Source organism: Enterococcus sp. DIV0421 (assembly GCF_051713745.1).
In the GTDB taxonomy this organism is placed as follows: Bacteria; Bacillota; Bacilli; order Lactobacillales; family Enterococcaceae; genus Enterococcus_D; species Enterococcus_D casseliflavus.
Genome location: NZ_JBIOQM010000001.1, coordinates 394730 through 419687, shown reverse-complemented (window position 1 = coordinate 419687; position 24958 = coordinate 394730). Strand labels below are relative to the sequence as shown.

Annotated in this window: 22 protein-coding genes; 14 read left to right on the top strand and 8 right to left on the bottom strand. The window is 43.7% G+C overall.

All coding sequences use genetic code 11. The annotated features are described in order from the left end of the window. Positions 1-19 precede the first annotated feature (19 nt). The 3 genes from IGI96_RS01920 to IGI96_RS01910 are packed head-to-tail and all read left to right on the top strand — an operon-like array spanning position 20 to position 3827. A complete protein-coding gene (locus tag IGI96_RS01920) occupies positions 20-1795 on the top strand; it encodes a V-type ATP synthase subunit A (RefSeq protein ID WP_010749209.1) in 1776 nt (591 codons plus the stop codon). Further along, positions 1795-3183 carry a V-type ATP synthase subunit B gene (locus tag IGI96_RS01915; protein WP_005237151.1) on the top strand — a complete coding sequence of 463 codons (1389 nt, stop codon included), beginning with the start codon at positions 1795-1797 and terminating at the stop codon, positions 3181-3183. Before IGI96_RS01920 ends, IGI96_RS01915 begins: the two co-directional genes overlap by 1 nt. Continuing rightward, a complete protein-coding gene (locus tag IGI96_RS01910; RefSeq protein ID WP_005229243.1) occupies positions 3183-3827 on the top strand; it encodes a V-type ATP synthase subunit D in 645 nt (214 codons plus the stop codon). Before IGI96_RS01915 ends, IGI96_RS01910 begins: the two co-directional genes overlap by 1 nt. Before the next feature lie 75 nt (positions 3828-3902). Here the strand turns inward: IGI96_RS01910 and IGI96_RS01905 are convergent, their stop codons facing one another. From IGI96_RS01905 to IGI96_RS01890, 4 genes are all read right to left on the bottom strand, one after another. Beyond that, on the bottom strand, positions 3903-4709 hold the full coding sequence (locus tag IGI96_RS01905) for an ABC transporter ATP-binding protein (RefSeq protein WP_015510090.1): 807 nt from the start codon (positions 4707-4709) through the stop codon (positions 3903-3905). Further along, positions 4709-5629, bottom strand: a complete 921-nt coding sequence (locus IGI96_RS01900; RefSeq protein ID WP_005229245.1) for an ABC transporter permease — start codon at positions 5627-5629, stop codon at positions 4709-4711. The genes IGI96_RS01905 and IGI96_RS01900 overlap by 1 nt, the downstream gene beginning before the upstream one ends. A 29-nt stretch (positions 5630-5658) precedes the next feature. Then, the gene (locus IGI96_RS01895) at positions 5659-6636 is read right to left on the bottom strand and encodes an ABC transporter substrate-binding protein (RefSeq protein WP_010749214.1); all 978 of its coding nucleotides are present in this window, start codon (positions 6634-6636) and stop codon (positions 5659-5661) included. A 498-nt stretch (positions 6637-7134) separates the two neighbouring features. Then, positions 7135-8295 carry a hydroxymethylglutaryl-CoA synthase gene (locus tag IGI96_RS01890; RefSeq protein ID WP_074536687.1) on the bottom strand — a complete coding sequence of 387 codons (1161 nt, stop codon included), beginning with the start codon at positions 8293-8295 and terminating at the stop codon, positions 7135-7137. Positions 8296-8487: 192 nt separating this feature from the next. On the opposite strand from IGI96_RS01890, the gene IGI96_RS01885 reads away from it, so the two are divergent. Then, positions 8488-10962, top strand: coding sequence for a hydroxymethylglutaryl-CoA reductase, degradative (locus tag IGI96_RS01885; protein WP_086338023.1), 2475 nt, complete (start codon positions 8488-8490; stop codon positions 10960-10962). A gap of 38 nt (positions 10963-11000) precedes the next feature. Here the strand turns inward: IGI96_RS01885 and IGI96_RS01880 are convergent, their stop codons facing one another. The 3 genes from IGI96_RS01880 to IGI96_RS01870 form a co-directional block, all read right to left on the bottom strand. Then, positions 11001-11720: a hypothetical protein gene (locus tag IGI96_RS01880; RefSeq protein ID WP_010749217.1), complete on the bottom strand. Its 720-nt coding sequence runs from the start codon at positions 11718-11720 to the stop codon at positions 11001-11003. A gap of 114 nt (positions 11721-11834) precedes the next feature. Continuing rightward, a complete protein-coding gene (locus IGI96_RS01875; protein WP_086338024.1) occupies positions 11835-12116 on the bottom strand; it encodes a hypothetical protein in 282 nt (93 codons plus the stop codon). 26 nt (positions 12117-12142) lie between these two features. After that, the gene (locus IGI96_RS01870) at positions 12143-12988 is read right to left on the bottom strand and encodes an aldo/keto reductase (protein ID WP_375354563.1); all 846 of its coding nucleotides are present in this window, start codon (positions 12986-12988) and stop codon (positions 12143-12145) included. A gap of 163 nt (positions 12989-13151) precedes the next feature. Between IGI96_RS01870 and IGI96_RS01865 the strand changes: the two genes are divergently transcribed. Beyond that, positions 13152-14156: a nucleoid-associated protein gene (locus IGI96_RS01865; protein ID WP_005229284.1), complete on the top strand. Its 1005-nt coding sequence runs from the start codon at positions 13152-13154 to the stop codon at positions 14154-14156. 191 nt (positions 14157-14347) lie between these two features. On the opposite strand, the gene IGI96_RS01860 is transcribed toward IGI96_RS01865, so the two are convergent. Next, entirely contained in the window at positions 14348-14707 is a 360-nt protein-coding gene (locus IGI96_RS01860; protein WP_086338026.1) for a YxeA family protein, read from the bottom strand. 246 nt (positions 14708-14953) lie between these two features. Between IGI96_RS01860 and tuf the strand changes: the two genes are divergently transcribed. From tuf to fur, 9 genes are all read left to right on the top strand, one after another. Beyond that, the gene (gene tuf, locus IGI96_RS01855; protein ID WP_005229289.1) at positions 14954-16141 is read left to right on the top strand and encodes an elongation factor Tu; all 1188 of its coding nucleotides are present in this window, start codon (positions 14954-14956) and stop codon (positions 16139-16141) included. A gap of 212 nt (positions 16142-16353) precedes the next feature. Further along, positions 16354-16983 carry a lysozyme family protein gene (locus IGI96_RS01850; protein WP_005229291.1) on the top strand — a complete coding sequence of 210 codons (630 nt, stop codon included), beginning with the start codon at positions 16354-16356 and terminating at the stop codon, positions 16981-16983. Between the two features lie 158 nt (positions 16984-17141). Then, a complete protein-coding gene (dnaG, locus tag IGI96_RS01845) occupies positions 17142-18980 on the top strand; it encodes a DNA primase (RefSeq protein WP_015510081.1) in 1839 nt (612 codons plus the stop codon). Between the two features lie 23 nt (positions 18981-19003). Beyond that, positions 19004-20110, top strand: a complete 1107-nt coding sequence (rpoD, locus tag IGI96_RS01840; RefSeq protein ID WP_005229298.1) for an RNA polymerase sigma factor RpoD — start codon at positions 19004-19006, stop codon at positions 20108-20110. A 308-nt stretch (positions 20111-20418) separates the two neighbouring features. Next, positions 20419-22314, top strand: coding sequence for a cell division site-positioning protein MapZ family protein (locus IGI96_RS01835; RefSeq protein WP_086338027.1), 1896 nt, complete (start codon positions 20419-20421; stop codon positions 22312-22314). A 118-nt stretch (positions 22315-22432) separates the two neighbouring features. Next, complete coding sequence (locus tag IGI96_RS01830; protein ID WP_086338028.1) at positions 22433-23140, top strand: AzlC family ABC transporter permease; 708 nt, start codon at positions 22433-22435, stop codon at positions 23138-23140. Then, positions 23133-23450: an AzlD domain-containing protein gene (locus IGI96_RS01825; RefSeq protein WP_010749225.1), complete on the top strand. Its 318-nt coding sequence runs from the start codon at positions 23133-23135 to the stop codon at positions 23448-23450. Before IGI96_RS01830 ends, IGI96_RS01825 begins: the two co-directional genes overlap by 8 nt. Positions 23451-23484: 34 nt before the next feature. Beyond that, positions 23485-24348: a CvfB family protein gene (locus tag IGI96_RS01820; RefSeq protein ID WP_015510077.1), complete on the top strand. Its 864-nt coding sequence runs from the start codon at positions 23485-23487 to the stop codon at positions 24346-24348. Positions 24349-24457: 109 nt separating this feature from the next. Continuing rightward, the gene (gene fur, locus IGI96_RS01815; RefSeq protein ID WP_015510076.1) at positions 24458-24907 is read left to right on the top strand and encodes a ferric iron uptake transcriptional regulator; all 450 of its coding nucleotides are present in this window, start codon (positions 24458-24460) and stop codon (positions 24905-24907) included. The last annotated feature ends 51 nt before the right edge of the window (positions 24908-24958 follow it).

The window sequence follows — 24958 nt, the reverse complement described above, 5'->3', positions numbered from 1 at the left end:
CCAGCTAGGAGGAATAAATGTGGCATTTGGCACAATTGAAAAAGTATCGGGACCACTGGTCACCGCCTCAGGATTAAGTGGCGCAAAAATCCACGAAATCTGCAAAGTCAGTGACAAGGGCCTTATCGGTGAGATCATTGAGATCAAAAAAGGGCTGGTTTCGATCCAAGTATACGAAGAAACAGCGGGGATCGGACCAGGCGAGCCCGTAGAAACGACAGGCGCACCATTGTCTGTCGAACTAGCACCAGGTTTGTTGACTCAGATGTTTGATGGGATCCAACGACCATTAGATACATTTATGTCGCAAACAGAGAGTGATTTTTTGGAGCGGGGTGTCACCATCGATCCACTGAATCGCCAAAAGAAATGGACCTTCGTCCCACAAGTACAAGTCGGCGATACTGTACAAGCCGGTGATATTTTAGGTTCAGTACAAGAAACTTCGGTGATCGAGCATAAGATCATGGTGCCACCAAACTATGAAGGAACCGTCAAAGAAATCATGGTGGGAAATTTTGCGATTACTGAAGTGATCTGTGTTTTAGAAACCATCGATGGTGAAAAATCCTTGACGATGGTTCAGAAATGGCCAGTGCGTCAACCGCGGCCAGTTACTGCTAAATTAAATCCAGGCGAACCGCTAGTCACTGGACAGCGAGTCATCGACACCTATTTTCCAGTGGCAAAAGGCGGCTCAGCTGCTGTTCCTGGACCTTTTGGTGCTGGAAAAACAGTCGTTCAGCATCAGATCGCTAAATGGTCAGATGTGGATATCGTGGTCTATGTCGGTTGCGGTGAGCGGGGCAACGAAATGCGGGATGTCATGAACGAATTTCCTGAGTTGATCGATCCGAATACCGGCAAGTCGATCATGGAACGAACGGTATTGATCGCCAATACGTCGAATATGCCAGTTGCTGCTCGGGAAGCCTCGATCTATACAGGAATCACGATCGCGGAATATTACCGTGACATGGGCTATAGTGTTGCCATCATGGCAGATTCAACTTCTCGTTGGGCAGAAGCACTGCGGGAAATGAGTGGGCGCTTGCAAGAGATCCCAGGAGATGAAGGCTATCCGGCTTACCTTGGAAGTCGAATTGCGGAATACTATGAGCGAGCAGGGCGTTTCCATTCATTAGGCACGCAACCTCGGGAAGGAAGCATTACCGCAATTGGTGCGGTTTCACCTGCTGGAGGAGACATCTCAGAACCGGTCACTCAAAATACCTTGCGAATCGTGAAAGTCTTTTGGGCATTGGATAGCATGTTGGCGCAAAAGCGGCATTTTCCATCCATCAACTGGATGAATTCCTATTCCCTTTATGAGGATCAAATCAATTCTTATTTGGATCAATTATTAGGTGATCGCTGGTCGGAGCTAGTCAATGAATCCATGGCGATTCTCCAAGAGGAAAGCAGATTAGAAGAAATCGTTCAGCTGGTAGGGATGGACTCTCTTTCCCAGAAAGACCGCTTGACGATGATGACTGCTCGTTCTTTAAGACAAGACTACTTGCAGCAAAACGCCTTCGATGACGTTGATACGTACACTTCCCGCAACAAGCAGTTCAAGATGCTGGAAAACATTCTCTACTTTAATGAACAAGCACAGCGTGCATTGCAGCTAGGTGCTTACTTAGATGAGATCACCAAAGGAACGGTTGATCTGCGTGAGCGCATCGCCCGCAGCAAATACATTCCTGAAGAAGAATTGACTCGCTTGGATACGATCAAGCATGACATCAAAGAAATGTTACAACGAATCATTGAAACTGGAGGTGTTCATTGATGTTAAAAGAATATCGTACAGTTTCCGAAATTGCTGGCCCCTTAATGGTGGTCGAAAATGTTCGAGGCGTGAAATTCGACGAACTCGTTGAGGTCCGCATGGACACAGGCGAGATCCGTCAAGGACAAGTACTGGAAGTCAGTGATGACAATGCTGTTGTCCAAGTCTTTGAAGGTACCAGTAATTTGAGTGCAGAAGAAAGCAAAGCAAGGTTTCTAGGGACTGGTTTGACGCTAGGAGTTTCTCTAGATATGATGGGTCGGGTGTTTGACGGTTTAGGAAAACCAAAAGATAATGGCCCGAGAATCTTGCCAGAAAAACGCATCGATGTAAACGGTGAAGCCATCAATCCGATGGCGCGGGACTTCCCAGATGAATTTATCCAAACGGGGATCTCAACGATCGATCATTTAAATACATTAGTTCGTGGACAAAAACTACCAATTTTTTCTGCGTCTGGTTTGCCTCATAAAGAGATCGCTGCTCAAATCGCACGACAAGCAACAGTACCTAGCCAAGAAGGCAATTTCGCGATCGTCTTCGCAGCAATTGGGATCCCTTTTGAAGAAGCTGAATTTTTCGTGGATGAATTCCGCAAAACCGGTGCGTTAGATCGTTCTGTTTTGTTTATGAACCTTGCCAATGATCCAGCAATCGAACGGATCGCTACACCTAAGATGGCATTGACCGCAGCAGAGTATTTGGCTTTTGAAAAAGGCATGCACGTCTTAGTGATCATGACCGATATGACGAATTACTGTGAAGCGTTGCGAGAAATCTCCGCTGCCCGCCGAGAAGTTCCAGGACGTCGCGGCTATCCAGGGTATCTATACACCAATTTAGCGACGCTGTATGAACGGGCAGGACGTTTGATGGGCAAAGAAGGATCGGTCACACAAATACCGATCTTAACGATGCCAGATGGCGATAAAACCCACCCGATTCCTGATTTGACCGGCTATATCACGGAAGGACAAATTATTTTGTCGCGGGACCTTTACAAGCGCAATATCAACCCGCCAGTGGATATTTTACCAAGTCTTTCACGGTTGAAGGACAAAGGAACGGGAGAAGGTAAGACCCGTGCCGATCATGCGGCAACGATGAATCAAATCTATGCCGCCTATTCCGATGGAAAAGCTGCCAAAGAGCTATCGATCGTTTTAGGCGAGTCTGCCTTATCTGATCTTGATAAAAAGTACGCACGCTTTGCTGATCTTTTTGAAAAAGAGTACGTCAATCAAGGATTTGAAACCAATCGGACGATTGAAGAAACGTTAGATTTAGGCTGGAAGCTATTAGCTACCTTGCCAAAACAAGAGTTGAGCCGTATCAAAGAAGAATTTATCGACGCCTATTACCCAACGGACGAGGATGTGAGTTCTTAATGGCGATCTTAAATGTCAATCCGACACGGATGGAACTAAGTCGTTTGAAAAAGCGGCTGACGACGGCAACCCGTGGTCACAAATTATTGAAAGACAAGCAAGATGAGCTAGTACGTCAGTTCATTCAGCTAGTAAAGAAAAACCAGGAACTTCGTAAAAAGATGGAGACCGCATTGCAAGCAGGAATGGAAGAGTATGTGCTGGCTTCTAGTAGTATTCCCGATGTCGTTTTGCAAGAAGCCTTTATGATCCCTTTAAATAAAGTGACCTTAGATGTGCAAAGCCGAACCATCATGAATATGGATGTGCCAGTGTTGAACCCTGTTTACGAAGAAGAAAGCTCGGATGATGATTTTTCCTACGGTTTTGTGAGTACCACCAGTGAGCTGGATCTCTCGTTGTCCCATCTGGATCAAATGCTGCCAGTGATGCTGCAGTTGGCCGAGATCGAGAAAACCTGTCAACTGATGGCCAATGAGATCGAACGGACGAGACGAAGAGTCAATGCGTTAGAGTATATGACGATTCCCAAGCTGACAGAAACCATTCAATACATCGAAAGCAATCTGGCAGAAGACGAACGAGCAACATTGACTCGCTTGATGAAGGTAACGGACATCATTGCAGAAAATGAAGCGAAGTAAGGCTTTTGCAAGCAGTGTGATTACAGCAAAAGGCACGTAGAAAGGAGGATTCTTTCTACGTGCCTTTTTTGCTTGTTAAGAGCGTAAGAGCAGTTGGTCATCTTTCAACTCAGCACCACTATTTTGATGGAACATTTCCATCAATTCAGGGACCGTCAAATGCTGCTTTTGCTCACCGGCAATGTCTACGACGATCTTGCCTTGATGAAGCATGATCAGGCGATTGCCATAACGAATGGCATCTTCCATGTCATGAGTGACCATGAAAGCCGTCAACTGTTGGGACCGAATCAACTGATCGGTCAATGCCATGACCGTCAATGAGGTTTTAGGATCAAGGGCCGCGGTATGTTCATCTAATAAAATCAATTTAGGCTGCTGCAACGTTGCCATCAAGAGGGTGATGGCTTGCCGCTGTCCGCCTGATAGCAAACCGATCTCAGCAGAAAGGCGATTTTCTAAGCCTAAGTTTAGGCTGGCTAACTTCTCTTGGAAAAACGCGCGGTTTTTCGCTTTGACGCCTGTTGCAAATCCGCGGACTTGGCCGCGTTTGTAAGCCAATGCTAAATTTTCTTCAACGGTCAAACGAACCGCGGTCCCCATACGTGGATCTTGAAAGACCCGACTAATATCTTTTGACCGTTTGGTCACGGATAAACGAGTAATGTCTTTCCCATCTAAGGTGATTTTTCCTTGTTCTGTTGGGATCGTTCCTGCGATACTGTTTAAGAGGGTCGATTTTCCAGCACCATTCCCACCGATGATCGTAATAAAGTCACCGGTATTCATCGTCAGGTCAATGCCTCGCAAGACATGGTTTTCATTGATCGTTCCTTTTTCAAAGGTTTGGTGTAGATTCTCGATTGTTAAGACTGAAGTCATTAGGATTGGCCTCCTTTGGTTTTTGGCAGCATCTTTTTAAGTCCTAGTTTTGAACGAAGCTGCGGTAAGGAGAGGCAGATGACTAAGACGATTGCAGATGCCAATTTGATATCGTTGGCCTCGACATTGAATTCGAATACGACGGCCAAGATAAAGCGATAAACGATTGCCCCGATCACGATGGTGATCAATCGCAAAAGCAAAGATTTATTGGCAAATAAAACTTCTGCAATAATGATCGATGCTAAACCGATCACGATCGTACCGATCCCTGAGTTCAAATCAGCGAAGCCATTGTTTTGGGCTAAGAGGGCACCAGAGAGGGCGATACAGCCATTAGAGATCATATAGCCGATAATCTTCATGTTATCAGTGTTGATGCCGTTGGCCTCGCTCATAGCTAAATTGTCGCCCGTCGCTCGCAATGCTAAGCCGATCTCTGTACGGAAAAAGAGGAACAGGCACAAAATGACGATTGCCGCGAAGAGAAAGCCTGCAAGAATCACGGCATTGTTTTTGGTCAGTCCCATGGCTTGAAATTGGGTGAAGACCGTGTCTTGCCCCAGCAAGGCGATGTTGGGAGCACCCATCACACGATTTGTGATGGAATACAGGCCAGTCATCGTGATGATCCCCGCCAATAAGGCAGGGATTTTTAGTTTTGTGTGCAGCAGACCAGATACTAAGCCGGCTACCATGCCGCCGCCAAAGCCCATCAGACTCGCTAAAATAGGCGAGAGACCATTCGTAATACTGATTGCTGCGATCCCAGCGCCTAAGGGGAAACTCCCTTCTGCAGTTAAATCAGCGATATCTAAAATACGAAAGGTTAAAAATACACCAATCGCCAGCAATGCCCAAAGGATCCCTTGAGAGGTGGCAGATTGTAGTAAGAGCAAGAATGTGTCGACTAAATTCATATGATTTCCTCAAATCTAAGTTAGTATGGTTATTCTGGTGCAGTGATGCTGGCTGGATCAATCCCTAAAGCAGCAGCCATCTCTTCATTGACGACTAACTCTAAATTATCTGCTGTTTCAACGGGCGTCGTTGCTGGCTCTGCATCGCCATCCAAAATTTTCGCTGCTAGTTTCCCTGTTTGAATGCCAAGGGATTTATAATCAATACCGTAAGTTGCTAGGGCACCATCATCGACTTGTTCTACGGAACCAGCGACGATCGGTGTTTTGGTTTCTTTGGCCACTTCGCCGACGATTGCAGCAGCAGAGGCAAAGGTATTATCTGTTGGAACATAAATGCCGTCAACATCTTTTGCAAGGCTGGTGGTTACTTGTTGCACATCATTGGTTGTATTGGCGGTCAATACTTTTACATCAACGCCCGCAGCTTTTAAGGCTTCTTCTGCCAAGTCAGCTTGGATTTTTGAATTGGCTTCACCTGCGTTATACATAATGCCGATCGTTTTAGCATCAGGCACGATGCTTAACAGCAAGTTGATCTGTTGCTCAATCGGCACCATGTCTGAAGTACCGGTGATGTTGCGACCAGGTTCTTCATTTGAATCGGCCAATTTCGCTCCAACTAAATCAGTGACTGCGGTAACTACGATTGGTGTATCGGTGGTTTCATTTGCTAAAGATACAGCAGCAGGGGTGGCAATGCCTAATAAAAGATCTGGTGAGGCATTCACTAGGCGTTCGCTCATACTTTTTAAATTGTCTTGACTGTTTTGCGCATTTTGGTATTCAATCGTTAGGTTTTCACCTTCCGTGTAGCCCGCTTCTGCTAAGCCTTCTTTGAACCCTTCATAGGCTGCATTCAAGGAGCCATGTTCGACCAATTGTAAGACACCGACTGTTTTTGTTCCGTCGTTTTCTTCCGAAGTGTTGCTTGATTCTCCGCAAGCTGCCAATGCCAGTAGGGAAGCTGTCAGTAACCCAGTCGTGATCCATTTTTTCATTTTCATTGTAATTCCTCCTATGATCGTCTCTTTTTTTATGGGGGTTTACCTGAACAAAAAAATCCATTCAGACAATCGTCTAAATGGATTCGATCCTATACCAAGCGTAAACGTATATTGGCAACCATTTAGAAGATTTTCTACATGGCTGCAAGTTCAAGTTAAAATGCTTTAGCCATCATAGATACAAACAAAACTCGTTTTTGGTTTGCATCCATAATGTGATATGAATACAAACTATCTAAAGTAGCTAAAGTAAAAGGTATTCAGTTGTGGGGATACGGTCGTGTTTAACATAAAAAGTTCCTCCAAACTTGAATTGATTTTAGTATAGACAAAAAAAAGCGGACTGTCAAATGTTTTTCCTGAATTATCTGAAAATTTTTGAATAACATGCAGAAAATGTTTGGAAAACAAGTTTCGTTTCAATCATTTTCAAAGAAAGAAAAAAACTTTGTTCCTTCAAGCTTTTTAGCTAAAAAAGAAGCAAAGTTTTTTTCAGGGTCATTCGTTTTCTTCTTTATAATAACGAATGGTATTTTTGATTTCACGAATACTATAAAGCAGATCATCTTCGAAGGATTGATCTTGATCGATATCGATCGTCTCATTGAACATCGCTTCGTATTCAGCGATCGTTAGCTTTTGACGGTCATCGAGCAACGCTTGGTGTGCCGCTTGCGCCAACTGTTTTTCATAGCCGGGTACCAACAAGCCGCTGAAAAATTCAGCAACCGCTCCTGATCCGTAGCTAAATAATCCGATTCGATCATTTGCTTGCAGGCTAGAGGAATTTTCCAATAAAGAGATCAGGCCCAGATACAGTGAACCAGTATACAAGTTGCCGGTACGACGGCTGTAAACGATCGATTCTTCATAGCGAGCCATCAGGCGTTTTTGTTCTGTTTCATCTTCTTCGGCAAAAACAGCCAACAAGGCTTTTTTACCCATTTTTGTATAAGGGATATGGAAGCTCAAAGCCGCATAATCTTTTGCTGTCCGCTGATTTTTTTCGCAATGGGCTTGCCAAACTTGTTTGAAAGAATCGATATAAACGGCATTTGACAAATGACCATCTACCATTGGATATTGATGTCCTACTGGACGCCAAAAATCATAAATATCTTGCGTCAACATCAAATTATCATTTTCAAGCTGCAAAATTGCTGGATCCGCCGAGATCAACATAGCAACAGCTCCCACACCTTGAGTGGGCTCGCCACCAGAAGCTAAGCCATAACGGGCGATATCTGAAGCCACGACCAAAACTTTGCTTTGTGGATTGGCTTGTACATGGGCTTTGGCAAATTGTAAGCCCGCCGTTGCGCCGTAACACGCCTCTTTGATTTCAAAGGACCGTGCAAATGGCTGGATACCTAATAGGCGATGCAAAACCACTGCCGAAGCTTTTGATTCATCGATGCCAGATTCTGTTCCGACGATCACCATATCAATTGCTTGTAAATCTTCTTTCGTAAGGATATCTTTTGCCGCGTGCATGGCAAAGGTGACGATATCTTGTGTTTTTTTATTGACCGCCATTTGATCTTGACCGATCCCGATCGTAAATTTATTCGGGTCTACCTCTCGCGCGTGAGCTAGATCAACCATATCTATAAAATAGGGGGGGACAAAAAAATTTATTTTATCAATACCAACGTTCATTCCGTCGCTCCTTTATGTTCTACATACTTAGTAGGCTACACGTTCTAAGGTATCATATTTTTTGAAAAAAATGAAAAAGAATTGATTAGAATTTAAACTTTATTAAAGAAAGTAGAAAAGGGTGCGACAACCGAATGTGGGGTATTCTTTTTTGGAGGATTTAATGATATATTTCAAGAGGAGGTGACGTACGTGGAAGAAGTTGTCATTATCGACGCACTAAGAACGCCAATTGGCAAATACCATGGGTCATTAAAAGAATATACAGCGGTAGAATTAGGAACAGTCGCTGCAAAAGCCTTGTTGGCAAGAAACCAACAAGCAAAAGAACATATCGCACAAGTGATTATCGGAAATGTGCTACAAGCAGGCAGTGGTCAAAATCCAGGACGCCAAGTTTCCTTGCAAAGTGGGCTTTCCTCAGATATTCCAGCCTCAACGATCAACGAAGTATGTGGTTCGGGAATGAAAGCGATTCTAATGGGGATGGAGCAAATTCAATTGAACAAGGCATCCGTCGTATTGACTGGTGGGATTGAAAGTATGACGAATGCGCCGCTCTTTAGTTATTATAACAAGGCGGAAGATCAGTATTCAGCTCCGGTGTCAACAATGATGCATGACGGATTAACAGATGCATTCAGTAGCAAGCCAATGGGACTGACGGCTGAGACGGTAGCAGAAAGATACGGGATCACTCGCAAAGAGCAAGATGAGTTTGCCTACCACTCACAAATGAAAGCTGCCAAAGCGCAAGCAGCAAAGAAATTTGATCAAGAGATCGTGCCGTTGACTGAAAAATCAGGAACCGTTTTACAGGACGAAGGCATTCGCGCCGCTACGACAGTCGAAAAATTAGCTGAATTAAAAACAGTTTTCAAAAAAGACGGTACGGTGACTGCTGGGAACGCCTCAACCATCAATGATGGGGCGGCCATGGTCTTGATCGCGTCAAAAAGCTATTGTGAAGAGCATCAGATTCCTTATCTGGCAGTGATCAAAGAGATCGTCGAAGTCGGTTTCGCCCCAGAGATCATGGGAATCTCACCAATCAAAGCAATCGATACGTTACTGAAAAAGCAAGCACTGACGATTGAAGATATCGGTATTTTTGAGATCAATGAAGCCTTTGCAGCTTCTTCGATCGTAGTAGAACGTGAACTTGGTTTGGATCCGAAGAAAGTCAACCGTTACGGCGGGGGCATTTCACTGGGACATGCCATTGGAGCGACTGGCGCGCGGATCGCAACGACCGTCGCTTATCAGCTAAAAGACACCCAAGAGCGCTATGGAATCGCCTCTTTGTGTGTCGGTGGCGGATTAGGGCTAGCGATGCTGTTAGAAAATCCTTCGGCGACAGCAAGTCAAACGAATTTTGATGAAGAGTCGGCATCAGAAAAAACAGAAAAAAAAAAGTTTTACGCCCTCGCGCCTAATGAACGATTAGCCTTTCTTGAAGCACAAGGAGCGATCACAGCAGCAGAATCCTTGGTTTTTCAAGAAATGACGCTAAACAAGGAAACTGCTAATCACTTGATCGAAAACCAAATCAGTGAAGTAGAGATCCCGTTAGGCGTAGGGCTGAACCTGCAGGTGAATGGCAAAGCATACAATGTCCCATTAGCCACAGAAGAACCCTCGGTGATCGCAGCGATGAGCAATGGAGCAAAAATGGCTGGGCCCATTACAACGATCAGTCAAGAACGTTTGCTTCGAGGCCAGATCGTCTTTATGGATGTTCAGGATCCGGAAGCGATTTTGGCAAAAGTTGAATCCGAGCAAGCAACGATCTTTGCAGTGGCGAATGAGACGTATCCTTCCATCGTGAAACGCGGCGGTGGATTGCGAAGAGTGATCGGTCGGAACTTCTCGCCAGCAGAATCTGACTTAGCAACCGCTTATGTGTCGATCGATTTAATGGTTGATGTCAAAGATGCGATGGGCGCCAATATCATCAATTCGATTTTAGAAGGAGTGGCAAAGCTTTTTCGCAAATGGTTCCCAGAAGAAGAAATTCTCTTTAGTATTTTAAGCAATCTCGCTACGGAATCGTTAGTAACAGCCACTTGCTCGGTGCCTTTTGACAAATTGAGCAAGACCGGAAATGGCAGACAAGTTGCCGAAAAAATTGTTCATGCAGCTGATTTTGCCAAGATCGATCCATATCGTGCCGCAACCCATAACAAAGGGATCATGAATGGGGTTGAAGCGCTGATTTTGGCTACCGGAAACGACACTCGCGCCGTTTCTGCCGCTTGTCATGGCTATGCTGCCCGTAATGGCCGCATGCAAGGGTTGACTTCCTGGACCATCATAGAAGACCGTTTGATTGGTAGTATCACACTGCCGTTGGCGATCGCCACAGTCGGGGGTGCCACAAAAATATTGCCAAAAGCCCAAGCTGCGTTGGCATTGACTGGTGTTGAAACGGCGAGTGAGTTAGCTTCGCTGGCGGCAAGTGTCGGGTTGGTTCAGAATCTGGCAGCGTTGCGAGCATTGGTTTCAGAAGGTATCCAGCAAGGCCATATGAGCATGCAAGCCCGTTCATTAGCCATTTCAGTAGGAGCAAAAGGATCCGAGATTGAACAGCTGGCAGCTAAGCTGCGAGCTGCGACTCAAATGAACCAAGAGCAAGCCCGTAAATTTTTAACCGAAATACGCAATTAAAAAAGGTTCTCTAGACATTTGTCTAGAGAACCTTTTGTTTATCGTTTCGAAATCGCCGTGTGGGCATACGCCTCGATCAATGGAATGACTTCTAATTTTACTTTGTATTTGCGCTCTAGCGCAGTTTCGATGGTAAAAGTATCACTTTCTGTTTCAGAAATCGTTGCTAGAACACGATCTTCTTTCGGGGAAGCTTCGATCACGATCGTTTCTCCTGAAGATTGTTTGGCAGAAAATTTAGGGAATGCTGCGATTTTTTCAGCAAATGCTGAAAAAGTCATTGTGTTGTCAGCAGTATCAGCCATTGTTTCAGTTGCTTTTTCTACTTCTTTAGTTGATGCAGAGGTAGTCGGTGCAGCCGCTTCAGCTGGTGCTGATTCTTCCTTCACTTTCGCTGGTTCTTTTGCAGGAGCGGGTGCCGTACTTTCTTGCGGATTGGTCGGCAACCAGTAAGCAGCGATCTCATCGACTAAGTTATCGCTGAAACGATCAAGCAAACCAGCTTCTAAGCGTTGGATTCGTTTCACGACGATCTTGAAGTTCTCATCTAAAGGAACAGCGATTTTTTGTTCTTTTGGCGTTTCCTTCAACAATTCAATCAATAATTCCTCTTGGTTTTTAGGATTGATATACACAGTCGTCGGAAGGTCAAACTTATCTGCTGTTTTGCGCTCGATCGCTGTAAACAACTGTTGTCGAGCTGTTTCATAAGACGGGCGGAATTGTTGTTTCAATTTTGCTAATTGTTTCTTTTTCATAATCTTCTCCTCTCGATCACTATCGATTATAAGGAAAATTTGCAGAAAAGAACAGTGATTCTCATGAAAAAATACAAAAAAATTTATATACTTCCTGAAAAAACACCAACGCTGCTAAAAAAGCGGCGCTGGTGTTTCTACTAGATCATTGATTTGATGGTACTTGGGCATCAGGACCAAAAGGTCATTTTCTCCAGTTGCGACTAAGTAGTTTTCCCAAAGAAAAAAGCGTGGTTCCCCAGTAAGTTTCTCGGTCAGCATCTGCTGATAGTCGCTGGTCGTCCATTGACGTGCTGGAAAGTGTTGGACTTTGTCTGGCCAAATGAGAAAAACAAAATCAGCATGTAAGGCTTTTTGAACAGCAGGGGAGAGATGATTCAAATCAGTTTTTTTCATAGGCTTCTCCTTTATAGAGAGTGAAATTAAAACCCTGTCGTATCTGGATTGGTCGCTTTCCCAACCACACCATCTAATTGATCGATCTTTTTCATGTCCTCTTCAGATAGCTCAAAATCAAAGACGTGAATGTTTTCTTCGATCCGACTTGGTGTGACTGATTTTGGTAATGGCAAGAAACCATGTTGTAAAGACCAGCGTAATGCAACTTGAGCGATTGATTTTTGATGCTTTTCAGCTAATGCTTTCATTTCTGGTACATCAAAGATCTTCCCAGTACCTAATGGGCTGTATGCTTCAAGCAATACATCGTGTTCTTGGCAATAAGTCACGACTTCTTCTTGTAACTCGCCAGGTGCAAGGAAAATTTGATTGACCATTGGGAAGATAGTCGCTGTTTTTTTCAATTCTTCAAAATGATGTGGTAAGAAGTTGCTGACGCCGATCGCTTTGATTTTGCCTGCTTGATACAACTCTTCAAAAGCACGCCATGTTTCTGCGTTCGCTGTTTGCCAATTGTCGCGAAAAGCCACTGGATTTGGCCAATGGATCAAGAAAAGATCGATATAGTCTGTTTGTAATTTTTCTAAAGATTCTTCAAAAGAGGACATCACAAGATCATAAGAATGGTTCGCATTCCATAATTTTGTAGTCAAGAAAAGTTCTTCGCGGGGAATGCCGCTTTCTTTGATCGCTTGACCAACACTGGCTTCATTTTTATAGCCTTGTGCTGTATCAATATGGCGGTAACCTACTTCTAGTGCTTTTTTGACTGATGCTACGGCAACGTCGCCGTCTGGTGTTTGCCATGTGCCAAAGCCTAGCTCAGGGATGGTCACATTGTTTGATAACGTATAGCTGTTCATGTTCATTCCTCCGTTTTCTGTGATACTTCTAGTTTAGCAGACGAGGCAGGAATTTCCAATGATTGCACCTTTTAAAAAGAAAGCGAATGTTGAAGGAAAATGCCGATTCGCTCTTGTCAGTTCGCCTATTTATTTTGTACACTAGACAAATGGATAAGGAGCGTAACCAATGGATATTTATTTGAAACATGCGATTTTACACATTGTGGACCGTCAAACAGGCGATCCAGTTTTTTCTCAAGTTGAACTTGATTTAACAACGGAATACATTCGTGATTATTTGACGAAGAAAATACAGAAACTTGCTACACCGCAAACCAAAACAGGTCGTTTACTCGAAACTTCAACGATCGCTCAATTGGTCAAACAAGCGCCAGACGACTTTATCGCAGCCAGTGAAGCGATCGTGCAACGCTGGTATGAAGCGTACAAGGAAAGTGAAGATGCGCCAAGTGCGGATGCGTTTGTCGTCTTATATGAATTAGATACAAGAATGCAGCTGGCTTTTTTGAAGGTCAATTATCAAGATGGCTATACGCATTTTATTGATAATGGGGAGGCTGGGATCGAAAATAATTTGATTTTGCATCGTGCCTTACTAGCAGGTAAAACCCAAAAGGCAGATGAAGGGATCACGATCGATGTGGAGAGCTTAGACTTTGAACTGATTGAAAAGAAATATAGCTTTTCAGGTGAAAAATACGCCTACTTTTCAACAAAAGTCATTGATGCCGAACCGATCCCATCTTTAGAAGAAAATGTCAAAGTCATCAAAAAAGTAGCCGAAAAAATTGGTCAGAAATTTGAAACACCCACCTATAACGTTGTTGCCGATTTGAAAGAAGCGGTCTACGATACGATCGAAGAGTCTGGTCATATCGATGTGAGTGAAGTGGCGCAAAAAGTCTTTAAAGACAATATTACTGCTCAGCTTTCATTTCAAGAAGAAGTGGTTGAAAAAGGATTCGTCAATCAAGCACCGATGATGCGGGATGTTCGTGAGATCTCGGAGAAAAAATTTGGTAAGCAAAAACTAAAATTATCGAATGGAATCGAATTGATCGTTCCTTTGGATGTTTACCGAGATCCGAATTTGATCGAATTTATCAATAACCCCGATGGCACGATTTCCGTAACGATCAAAAATGTAGAAGAAGTGATTAATCGGATGTAACAAGAGCTGTTTCTAAGCAGACGATGGCAAAACAAGTACAAAAAAGCGGCTCTTTGTCAATAATGAAAATGGGGCTGAAGAATCAATTCTGATTCATCAGGCCCATAAATTATAGAGCACAAAAAGCAGGGCGTCCTCATTTAGAAAGAGGACGCCCTGCTTTTTTACAGACGCTTGCTTGATAGCAGCAATTATTGAGGGGTCAACTTTTCAAGAGCCCCTTGAGGAACGTCTTCTTCAGAAACTTCTTCCCAGCTTATAACGCCTTTGTTTGGATTGACCAATAGTTTCAAATAGGCGCCTTCTTTCAAAGGAGCGGAACGGTGTTCATTCATTTTGACCGTTTTGACGTCACCAGAGGCGCTGTAGGCTGTTTGTGTATAACGATAGATGTTTTCAACAACCCCCTCGTCACTGACTTCGGTATCGTGTTCCCCCGCATCGTTGATAACTGTATAGTAGTCACTTCCACCATAGTAATAGTCATAAGTAAGGAAGCAGCCGCCAAGAAAAATTGCTGTAAAAACCAGCGCTGCAATGATTTTCTTCACATTTCTCACCTCATCTTCTATTATTCATAAAAACCAGGCTTGCGTCCAATGGATCACAAAAAGCAAAGAAATTCTTAGGGATTAGCTGCCGAGACCTCTTGCTTGACTTTGACTAATTTTGACCTATAATAAGGGTAGATTTAAACTTACAAAAAATAAGTTAATCCTTATCTCTTTGGAAGCGTAAATCGCAAAAATATGATTCGAGTCAACCAACGACTCAACTTTCTCTAGGAGGGAAACAATATGGCAAAACAACATTATGATCGTAGCAAACCCCATGTCAACATCGGAACGATTGGACACGTCGACCATGGGAAAACCACCTTGACTGCTGCAATTACCACAGTTCTTGGGAAAAAAGGGCTTGCCAATCCGCAAGATTACGCAAGTATCGACGCGGCTCCTGAGGAACGCGAACGTGGTATCACAATCAATACTGCTCATGTGGAATATGAAACGGAAAAACGGCACTATGCCCATATCGATGCACCGGGACACGCGGATTATGTGAAAAATATGATTACAGGGGCTGCTCAAATGGACGGCGCAATCTTGGTCGTATCAGCGACAGATGGCCCAATGCCACAAACACGGGAGCATATTTTGCTTTCTCGTCAAGTGGGTGTGAAACATTTGATCGTCTTTTTGAATAAGACGGACCTTGTCGATGATGACGAGTTGATCGATTTAGTTGAAATGGAAGTCAGAGAATTGCTGACTGAATATGATTTTCCTGGCGACGACATTCCTGTGATCAAGGGCTCTGCGTTAAAAGCCTTGGAAGGGGACCCAGATGCTGAAGCAGCGATCTTAACGCTGATGGATACAGTAGATGAATATATCCCAACGCCTGAACGAGATACTGACAAACCATTGTTGTTACCGATCGAAGATGTCTTTTCGATCACAGGACGGGGAACCGTTGCTTCTGGTCGGATCGATCGCGGCATGGTAAAAGTCGGGGATGAAGTAGAAATCGTCGGAATCAAACCTGAAACACAAAAAGCAGTCGTGACAGGGGTAGAAATGTTCCGCAAAACGATGGACTTCGGAGAAGCTGGCGATAACGTAGGGGTATTGTTACGGGGCATCACCCGTGATGAAATTGAACGTGGCCAAGTGTTAGCAAAACCAGGTTCTATCACACCGCATACGAAATTCCAAGCGGAAGTCTATGTGTTGACAAAAGAAGAAGGCGGTCGCCATACCCCATTCTTTAATAACTATCGCCCACAATTTTACTTCCGTACAACGGACGTAACTGGGAATATCGTTTTACCAGAAGGAACGGAAATGGTGATGCCTGGTGACAACGTAACGATCGATGTGGAATTGATCCATCCGATCGCTGTAGAAAATGGAACGACCTTCTCGATTCGTGAAGGTGGACGAACAGTCGGTTCTGGTATTGTTACCACGATCGAAAAATAATGATGAGTGAAACAGTGCTTCCTTTTGAAGAAGCGCTGTTTCCTTTTTCTTGTCGAAAGATCGCCAATCCCTCGGTCAGCTTAGGATTGCTTGTTTTTTTCTAAATAATCTTGTGATTTTATTAAGGATTTTTTAGGAGAGAAAAAATTCTAGTCAGCCCGTTCATTTCATAGTACGATAGATTCTGACTTAGAAAAGATGGGATGTATTTGATGAGAAAAATTCGACGTTTCCTAGGATTTATACTGAAGCTGGCCCTCGTGCTGCTGCTGATCGGGGCAGGGGTTTGGGTCTATCGAAACTACACGGCATTGAAAGCTGTCTATGCGTATGAAGAAGCAATCGCGCAACAGACGCAAGCCCACGACATCTCTGAATATCAGTCATTAGCCATGAGCATCATGCTGACGGAGTCAAAAGGACAAGGCAACGACCCGATGCAAAGTTCTGAAAGTGTTTATGGAAAACAAAATCAGTTCGATACGCCAGAACAAAGCATCGAACAAGGTGTTTCCTATTTAGCCGAGTTGATTGAAAAAGCCGAGCAAATGAACTGTGATCTTTGGACCGCCGTACAGGCGTATAATTTTGGTACAGATTATATTGATTATGTCGCTGCCCGAGGGGGAGTGAACACCTTAGAGCTAGCAGAAACATATTCCAGAGAGGTTTTATCTCCATTGTTAGGCAATGATACGGAACAAACCTATCGTTACTGGGGCATCCAATCCGTTTTTTATAATGGTGGTCACCTGTATCATAACGGCGGCAATTTATTCTACGCTGATTTAATAAAAATGAATCAATGGAAGATCAATGTTACGGCGCGTTTCTTTTCATAAGCGTTGGAAAATAAGTGAAACAAAAAAGCTTGAAATACAAATAAAATATGGTAAAATCATTATGAGTGATTCTGTCTAATTATTCTTCGCACTGATATCTATTAGTGCGTTTTTTTACCTAGTAAACCGATGAATACTTACCAAATGGAGGTGAGTGGATGGCACGAATTCCTCAAACGGTCATTGACGACATTCGCGAACGTAGCAATATCGTCGATATCGTGGGACAGTATGTCCAGTTAAAGAAGTCTGGAAAAAATTATTTTGGTTTGTGTCCGTTCCATAATGAAAAATCACCTTCTTTTTCCGTTGCAGAGGACAAACAAATTTTTCATTGCTTTGGTTGTGGTCGTGGTGGAAATGTGTATGGTTTCTTACAGGAGCTTGAAGGGATCAGTTTTCCAGAAGCAGTCGTCAAAGTAGCAGAAATGAACGATATTCCTCTTGATCCGCAATATCAGCAGTCTGAAGGCATCAATGAAGCGACCTCACAAACGAGTCAATTGATTGCGTTACATGAAAAAGCCGCCGAAGTCTATCATCACATGTTGGTGAATACAGCTGCTGGACAAGAAGCGCTTGACTATTTATTAGATCGTGGATTGACGATGGCACTGATCGAAGAGTTCAATATTGGCTTTGCACCGAATGAACGCTCGTTTTTGGAGAAAGTTTTTTTGAATGAAAAAGCCAAAGCAGAGTTTTTTCCTGATACAGGACTCTTTGTTCAGCGCAACGATGGCTCACTGGCGGATCGCTTTTACCAGCGAATCATGTTTCCGATCCGCAATCCTCAGGGGAAAACGATTGGTTTTTCTGGTCGGTGGTTAGCAAGCGAAAAAGTCGGTGATCAAGACCAACCAAAATATTTAAATAGTCCTGAAACGATTCTTTTCAATAAACGCGAGGTTCTTTTCAACTTTGACAAAGCGCGACGAGCGATGCGTAAAGATGGCCAAGTGTATTTATTTGAAGGATTTATGGACGTGATCGCCGCTTGGCAAGCAGGGATCGAAAATGGGATCGCCTCGATGGGGACCAGCCTGACCAATCAGCAGATCGCTCACATCGAGCGAGTGGCACAAGAAGTGATTCTTTGTTACGATGGAGATAGTGCAGGGGTTGAAGCCACGAACCGTGGGATCGATCTTTTGCAAAACAATAGCCGCTTGAAATTATCTGTGGTTCGAGTGCCGGAACGGATGGACCCAGATGACTATTTGCGCAAATATGGGACAGAAGCTTTTTATAAATTAGCTGTACATGGGAAAGAAACCGTCTTTGCTTTCAAAATGGATTACCATCGAGCGAATCGGAATTTGGCCAATGAGAAAGAGCAGCTAGATTATGTCCAAGTCGTTTTAAAGGAATTACAGCGGGTGGATTCTTTGCTGGAGCAAGACCGTTATTTGACTCAGTTGTCCACAGAGTTCAACTTGAGCCGTGAGACCTTGCAGCAGCAGCTCAAGCAAAACCGGCAAGAGCAGCAGCCGCGGCAAGATGCACCGCCGCCAGCGCCAACAACCAATAATCCTATGGTCTTTACGCCGCCAACGCGGCAGCAGCCCAAAACACAGGTAGAAAAAGCACAAGAATTATTATTGTACCGTTTGTTTCATGACAGTACGTTAAACCATCGCTTTCGAGCGAGTGGCATATCCTTTATCCATGATCGTTACCAACAGCTTTATCTGCTGTTTGATGCGTATATGGAAACAGAAGAACACTTTGTTTTAGCAAAGTTCTTAGATTTTTTAAAAGAAGATTCAATGAAAAAAATGGTGATCGATATTGCAGATCTTAAAGCTTCTGAGGAAGGGACTGAACAAGAATTTCAGGACATTCTGCAGGTATTTCAAAAGTCGGGCATTGCTGAAGAAATCAATCAAAAACGAATCCAGCAGCAAGAAGCAAGACAAAAAGGAAACCAGCAATTAGAACTTGAACTTGCGATCGAAATCATTGATTTGACCAAACGGTTGAAACAAGCTAAATAGCGAACTGAAAGGGGCTTTCTTTCATGGCAGAAGAAACAAAAAAAACGTATGATAAAGCAGTTGCCGAATACATCCGAGAAAATAAAACAAAGGGGCAAGTTGTTTACGATGACATTACGAATCGTTTAGCAACGCCGTATACTTTGGATGCTGATGCAATGGACAAATTAATTCAAAAACTGGAGGATTCAGGCATCAGTGTCGTGGATGAAAATGGAGAGCCTTCAGTCCATAGTCTAAAGAGCAATGAAAAACGACAAGAAACACAACCTCAAGAAGATCTGTCTGCACCAACTGGTGTGAAAATCAATGACCCCGTTCGGATGTACTTGAAAGAAATCGGTCGTGTGCCGTTATTGACCGCAGAAGAAGAAGTGGCGCTCGCACTGAAAATCGAAGAAGGCGATCAAGAGGCAAAACAGCGTTTGGCAGAAGCCAACCTACGTTTGGTCGTTAGTATTGCCAAACGTTATGTGGGTCGAGGAATGCAATTCCTTGATTTGATCCAAGAAGGAAACATGGGCTTGATGAAAGCCGTTGAGAAATTCGACTACCGCAAAGGGTTCAAATTCTCGACGTATGCGACCTGGTGGATCCGTCAAGCGATCACCCGTGCGATCGCTGACCAAGCGCGAACCATTCGTATTCCTGTGCATATGGTGGAAACCATCAACAAATTAATCCGTATTCAACGGCAATTGCTGCAAGACTTAGGGCGCGAACCGACACCAGAAGAAATCGGCGCAGAAATGGATCTGCCGACGGAAAAAGTTCGTGAAATCTTGAAGATCGCTCAAGAACCTGTTTCATTAGAAACACCGATCGGTGAAGAAGACGATTCTCATCTAGGTGATTTTATTGAAGACCAAGATGCCACAAGTCCAGCAGAGCATGCGGCTTATGAGCTGTTGAAAGAGCAGCTAGAAGATGTACTGGATACGTTGACTGACCGTGAAGAAAACGTGCTGCGCTTGCGTTTCGGAATCGATGATGGTCGTACTCGGACATTAGAAGAAGTCGGCAAAGTCTTTGGGGTAACGAGAGAACGGATTCGTCAGATCGAAGCAAAAGCATTACGGAAACTACGCCATCCATCTCGTTCAAAACAATTGAAAGATTTCTTAGAATAATCAAGGTTTATCGACTTTCCAAAGGAACCCTTTGGAAAGTCTTTTTTATTCAGATTTTGTCCTCTCGACACAAGATTGGTAAAGAACTTAATAAAAACGTAACCAAGCAAGTGTTGGCTAATTGCCAAGAATGTGATAAATTTAATTTTGTGCATCTGCATCAAAACGTAACAAACAACGAAGTGTCAAAAAAGACCCATTATTTGCTGGTCTAAAAAAAGAAGCAGTAGGTACAGCAAGCGTCTGATGAAAGAGGCGACTGCTTCATAAAAGGAAATGCAAAAAACAAAAGGAGTCAGTTTGAATCAATGAAGAAGACATGTCCTGAATGTGGATTTCAAGCAATAGAAGAAACACCCGTTTGTCCCAATTGCGGGTTCCAATGGAACCAGGCAAAGGAGAATGAACTGGAACCAACATCTGAGTCTTCCGTTACGCCAGAAGAGCCACAGAATAAAAATGATGATATTCGCTGGTCAGACTTTAAAAACGTCCCGATCGGAAAAATGGAGGAGCACTTAGGTGATCGGCCATCCTCAAATGAAGAAACGATCGACCTCGCGCAACAAGGGACTTTTTCCAATGAGCAACATGTAACCCCCACATCAGCCTCTAAGAAAGAAGCTGAGGAAAAAACGGAAGTAGAAAGTTCTAGCGCAACGCAAGAGCATGCGACATCAGCCAGTGAGGAAGCAAGTGAAACCGATGCATTAAGTACGGAGGAACAGCATGACGCTGATATTTTGGCTGCTTATATCCGCCAACACAAACTTGATGAAGAAGAAAAAGCCGCTGCTCTAGAAGCAGAAGCCGCCACTGATGATTTGTCTGCTACTGAAGAAGAAAGTCAGGAACAAGCCAGTGAGGAACCTCTACTGATAAGCGAAGATGAACCAGTGACGGATCCAGTCATTGAAGAAGCGAAGAAGCAGCCAGAACCAGTGATCGATCCAATTCCTGAGCCGATCACCGCAGCGGATGAAGCACCGAAAAAGGCGACTACTGAAGAAAAAACGTCGACGCCTAGCGAAAAAAAGAAGAGTCCTCGCAAAGCACTCTATATTACAGCGGCTTGTTTATTAGTGGCAGCTGGTGGCGGTTGGGCGTATTACTATCAACAGCAGCAACAAGAAACAGCCCGAGAAACGCAACTGGCGCAGGAAAACCGTACACTCGATCAAATTGAAAATGAGCTGAATGATTTTTATACAAATGATGAACGAGTGTTCATTAAAAACGACAAAACATCAGAACAGCTGACGGCTGTGACGAATCAGTTGGCAGAGTTTCAAGACCATGAACGGTACGATGCCTTGTCACAAGAAGCTGCGACGATCGCTGACAAACTAGCAACTTTGACCGAGATCAACAGCTATTTTAGCAGTCCTGCCGTTGTGGAAGATCAATTGGAAGAAGTCTCATTGAAAGAAGCGGCTGCCGTCACAATGGCGAAGCGTGAGAACGGGGATGCCTTTGATGAGTTGATCAATCAAGCCATCGACATGGGACAAAAAGAGTTCAGTGCGATCGAGGAAGTTCAAAATGCGGTGAAGAGCATGGTGGCTTTAAGTGGTGATGGTGAAGCACCTGCAAGTGTCACCCGTGAGAACTACAATGCCTTGATGAAAAAAGTCCAAGCTTTACCGATCGATTCATTGGTGGAAAGTCTCACTGCTGATCTGCGCAAAGTCGATACTGCGTTGACGAAGCGTGAAACCGCTACGCAAGAAGCAGCGGCACAACAACAAGCGGCCCAAGAAGCAGCACAAGCGGCGGTTTCTGAGAACAACGCTTCCGCTTCAAGCGGCGGTTCTACAAGCGCTGCGACGCCTGCACAAAGCACGTCTGAAGAAGAGTATGTGCTTTCGCCAAATACGCCAACAAATACCAATAATCAGCCAATTATTCCAGCCCGTCAAAGTGATTTGAATGATGTAAACAATAGCGCTTGGGTGTGGGCAGATGGTGTCCAAGAAAAAATCATTGCCACAGCGATTGCCCGTGGTTACGTGGTTGATGGTGGTTATACTTTTGAACGCGTGCGGATCGTCAACGGCGAAGGCTATTACAATTTTTATGCGACAAATGCCCAAGGCAGCTTGCTTAAAGGAACGGATGATTCAGCGTTCCCGCTATACTTATTTACGGTAAACGCCAAAACTGGCTATTTCAGAGGCAATGGGAACGATCACACCGTTCGCTAAGTCTCCTGAGTCGCTAGAAAACTTTCAGAGTTATTACATGCACATGTGAAAAACACTTGTTTCCCCTCCCTGTTTTCGATATGATGAAAGATAATCGTTCAAACAGGGAGGGTTTTTTGTGCAGAAAATAGAAAGATATGATCGCTTTGAAGATGGGGTCATTGCTTGTGTACCAACGATTCTTGGGTACTTAGGGATTGGTTTTGCGATGGGGGTCGTGGGAAAAGGCGTTGGGTTATCTATTCTTGAAATTATTTTAATGTCTATTATTGTCTATGCAGGCAGTGCTCAATTTATTATTTGTGCATTACTCGCGATTCAAGCACCTTTCATGACGATCGTCGCAACCGTCTTTTTAGTGAATTTACGACATTTCTTAATGAGCTTATCAGTGGCTTCCTATTTTAAAAAGGCTCCTTTGCTTTCTGCTATCGGGATTGGGACGCTTTTGACTGATGAGTCCTATGGCGTTTTGACGACGGCACTGCAACAAGACAAACCAGTCACAGCGAAATGGACCCATGGGTTGAACGTGATGGCGTATTTGAGTTGGATCTTCGCAACCTTTTTGGGCGGACTATTAGGCTCGTTTATTCCAGATCCAGAAGCGTTAGGCTTAGATTTTGCCTTGGTAGCCATGTTTGTTGGTCTTTTTTTATTTCAAGTAGAGCGACCCCTCAAGAAGAAAACCCAGCAAACGCTCTTAGTACTCGGGGCAGTTGTGGGGACATTGATTTTATTTATGCGTTTTTCTACTGCTGAGATCGCGGTAATAGCTGCGACCTTGGCAGGATGTTTGGTTGGGACGGTGACACATCATGACTAATTTTGTTATACTAATGCTAGCATGTGGGTTGGTTACTTGGATTCCGCGAATCGTTCCTTTTTTATTTTCTAAAAAGCTCGTATTTCCAAAACCTTTCACCATCTTTTTGAGTTACTTGCCTTTGTGTATTTTGGCGGCATTGTTGGTTCAAAATTTGCTGATCTTTCGAGAAGGGCAATTTCCCATCTTGAAAGTCAAAGAAACTGTTGCCTGTATCCCAGCATTGTTGGTGGGGTATTATACAAAAGATTTGATGAAGATCGTTATCACAGGCGTTATTGCTATGGCACTGCTGCGTTTCTTTTTCTAGCAACGGGCAGTTTTTATGAAGAAGGAGAGAATAGATGAAAGACTTATTAGCATCCGTATTTAGCGGATTGATCATTGATGAAAATGAACAGAATTATTTTGTTCAAAAAGGCGGGGTTACCTTCCGACTAGCCAAGGAAGAAGGCGAACATCATTTAGGTGAAGCCGTCGAAGGGTTTGGCTATCAAAACCAAAAGCAAGAAAATGTACTCACTACGAATATTCCGAAAAGCCGCAAAGGGCATTATGCCTTTGGTACAGTCACAGGAAGCCGTCGTGACTTAGGCGTTTTCGTCGATATCGGTTTAAAAGACAAGGACATGGTGGTTTCATTAGATGAATTGCCAACAATGCGGGAACTTTGGCCCAAAAAAGGCGATCGTTTGATGGTCAGCTTGCGCGTCGACGACAAAGAGCGTATATGGGCTTCGTTAGCAGATGAGAAAATCTTCAAGGCACTGAGTAAGAATGGTACGGAACAGATGAAGAATCAAGATGTTACAGGTACCGTGTATCGCTTAAAACTAGCGGGAACCTACTTATTGACAGATGATTTTTATATTGGCTTCGTCCACCCATCAGAGCGCTATCAAGAGCCGCGTCTTGGGGAAGTTGTCAAAGGACGAGTGATTGGGGTTCGTCCAGATGGCGTCTTGAACCTTTCGTTGAAACCAAGAGCCCACGAGGCGATTTCAAATGATGCCGCCATGGTCCTAACCTTTTTAGAACGAGCACCAGAAAATAAAATTCCTTTTACCGATAAATCAGCACCAGAAGAGATTTTACAAACGTTTGGTATTAGTAAAGGCCAATTTAAACGGGCGTTAGGAACCTTGATGAAACAGCGTTTGATTGAGCAAAAAGATGGCTTTACGATTCTTGTTAAAAAACCTAATTGAGAATACTTGTTTCTTTTGCTGTTCTAATTTATAATGATTACAATGTTTGTCTTGAGTGATTCTCACTCAAATTAGAATCGTTATAAATTAGCGGCATACGGAGGCAACTATGAACACAACAGCAGCGTTAAAAAAGACCAAGAAACAATTGCACGAGTCGGGGTTCAAATTAACTCCTCAGCGAGAAGCGACGTTGTTGGTCTTATTAGAAAATGAGAAAGATCATTTATCCGCCGAAGAGATTTTCTTCTTTGTGCGCAAAAAAAATTCTGAGATTGGCTTAGCAACCGTCTATCGAACATTGGAGATTTTGACGGATTTGAAAATCGTCGATAAAGTCAGTTTTAATGACGGTGTCGCTCGTTATGACCTACGTAAAGAAGGCGCCAAACATTTCCATCATCACTTGTTGTGTTTGGAATGCGGCAATATCGAAGAGGTTGAAGAGGATCTGTTGGGCACAGTCGAAGAGATCGTCGAACAAAAGTACCATTTTTTAGTAAAGGATCATCGGTTGACATTTCATGGTGTCTGCCAAAAATGCCAAAACAAAGCCTAGTGTCTGTAGCTGGGTAATTTGAAAAAAATTTGTTATCACCCGAATGATAGT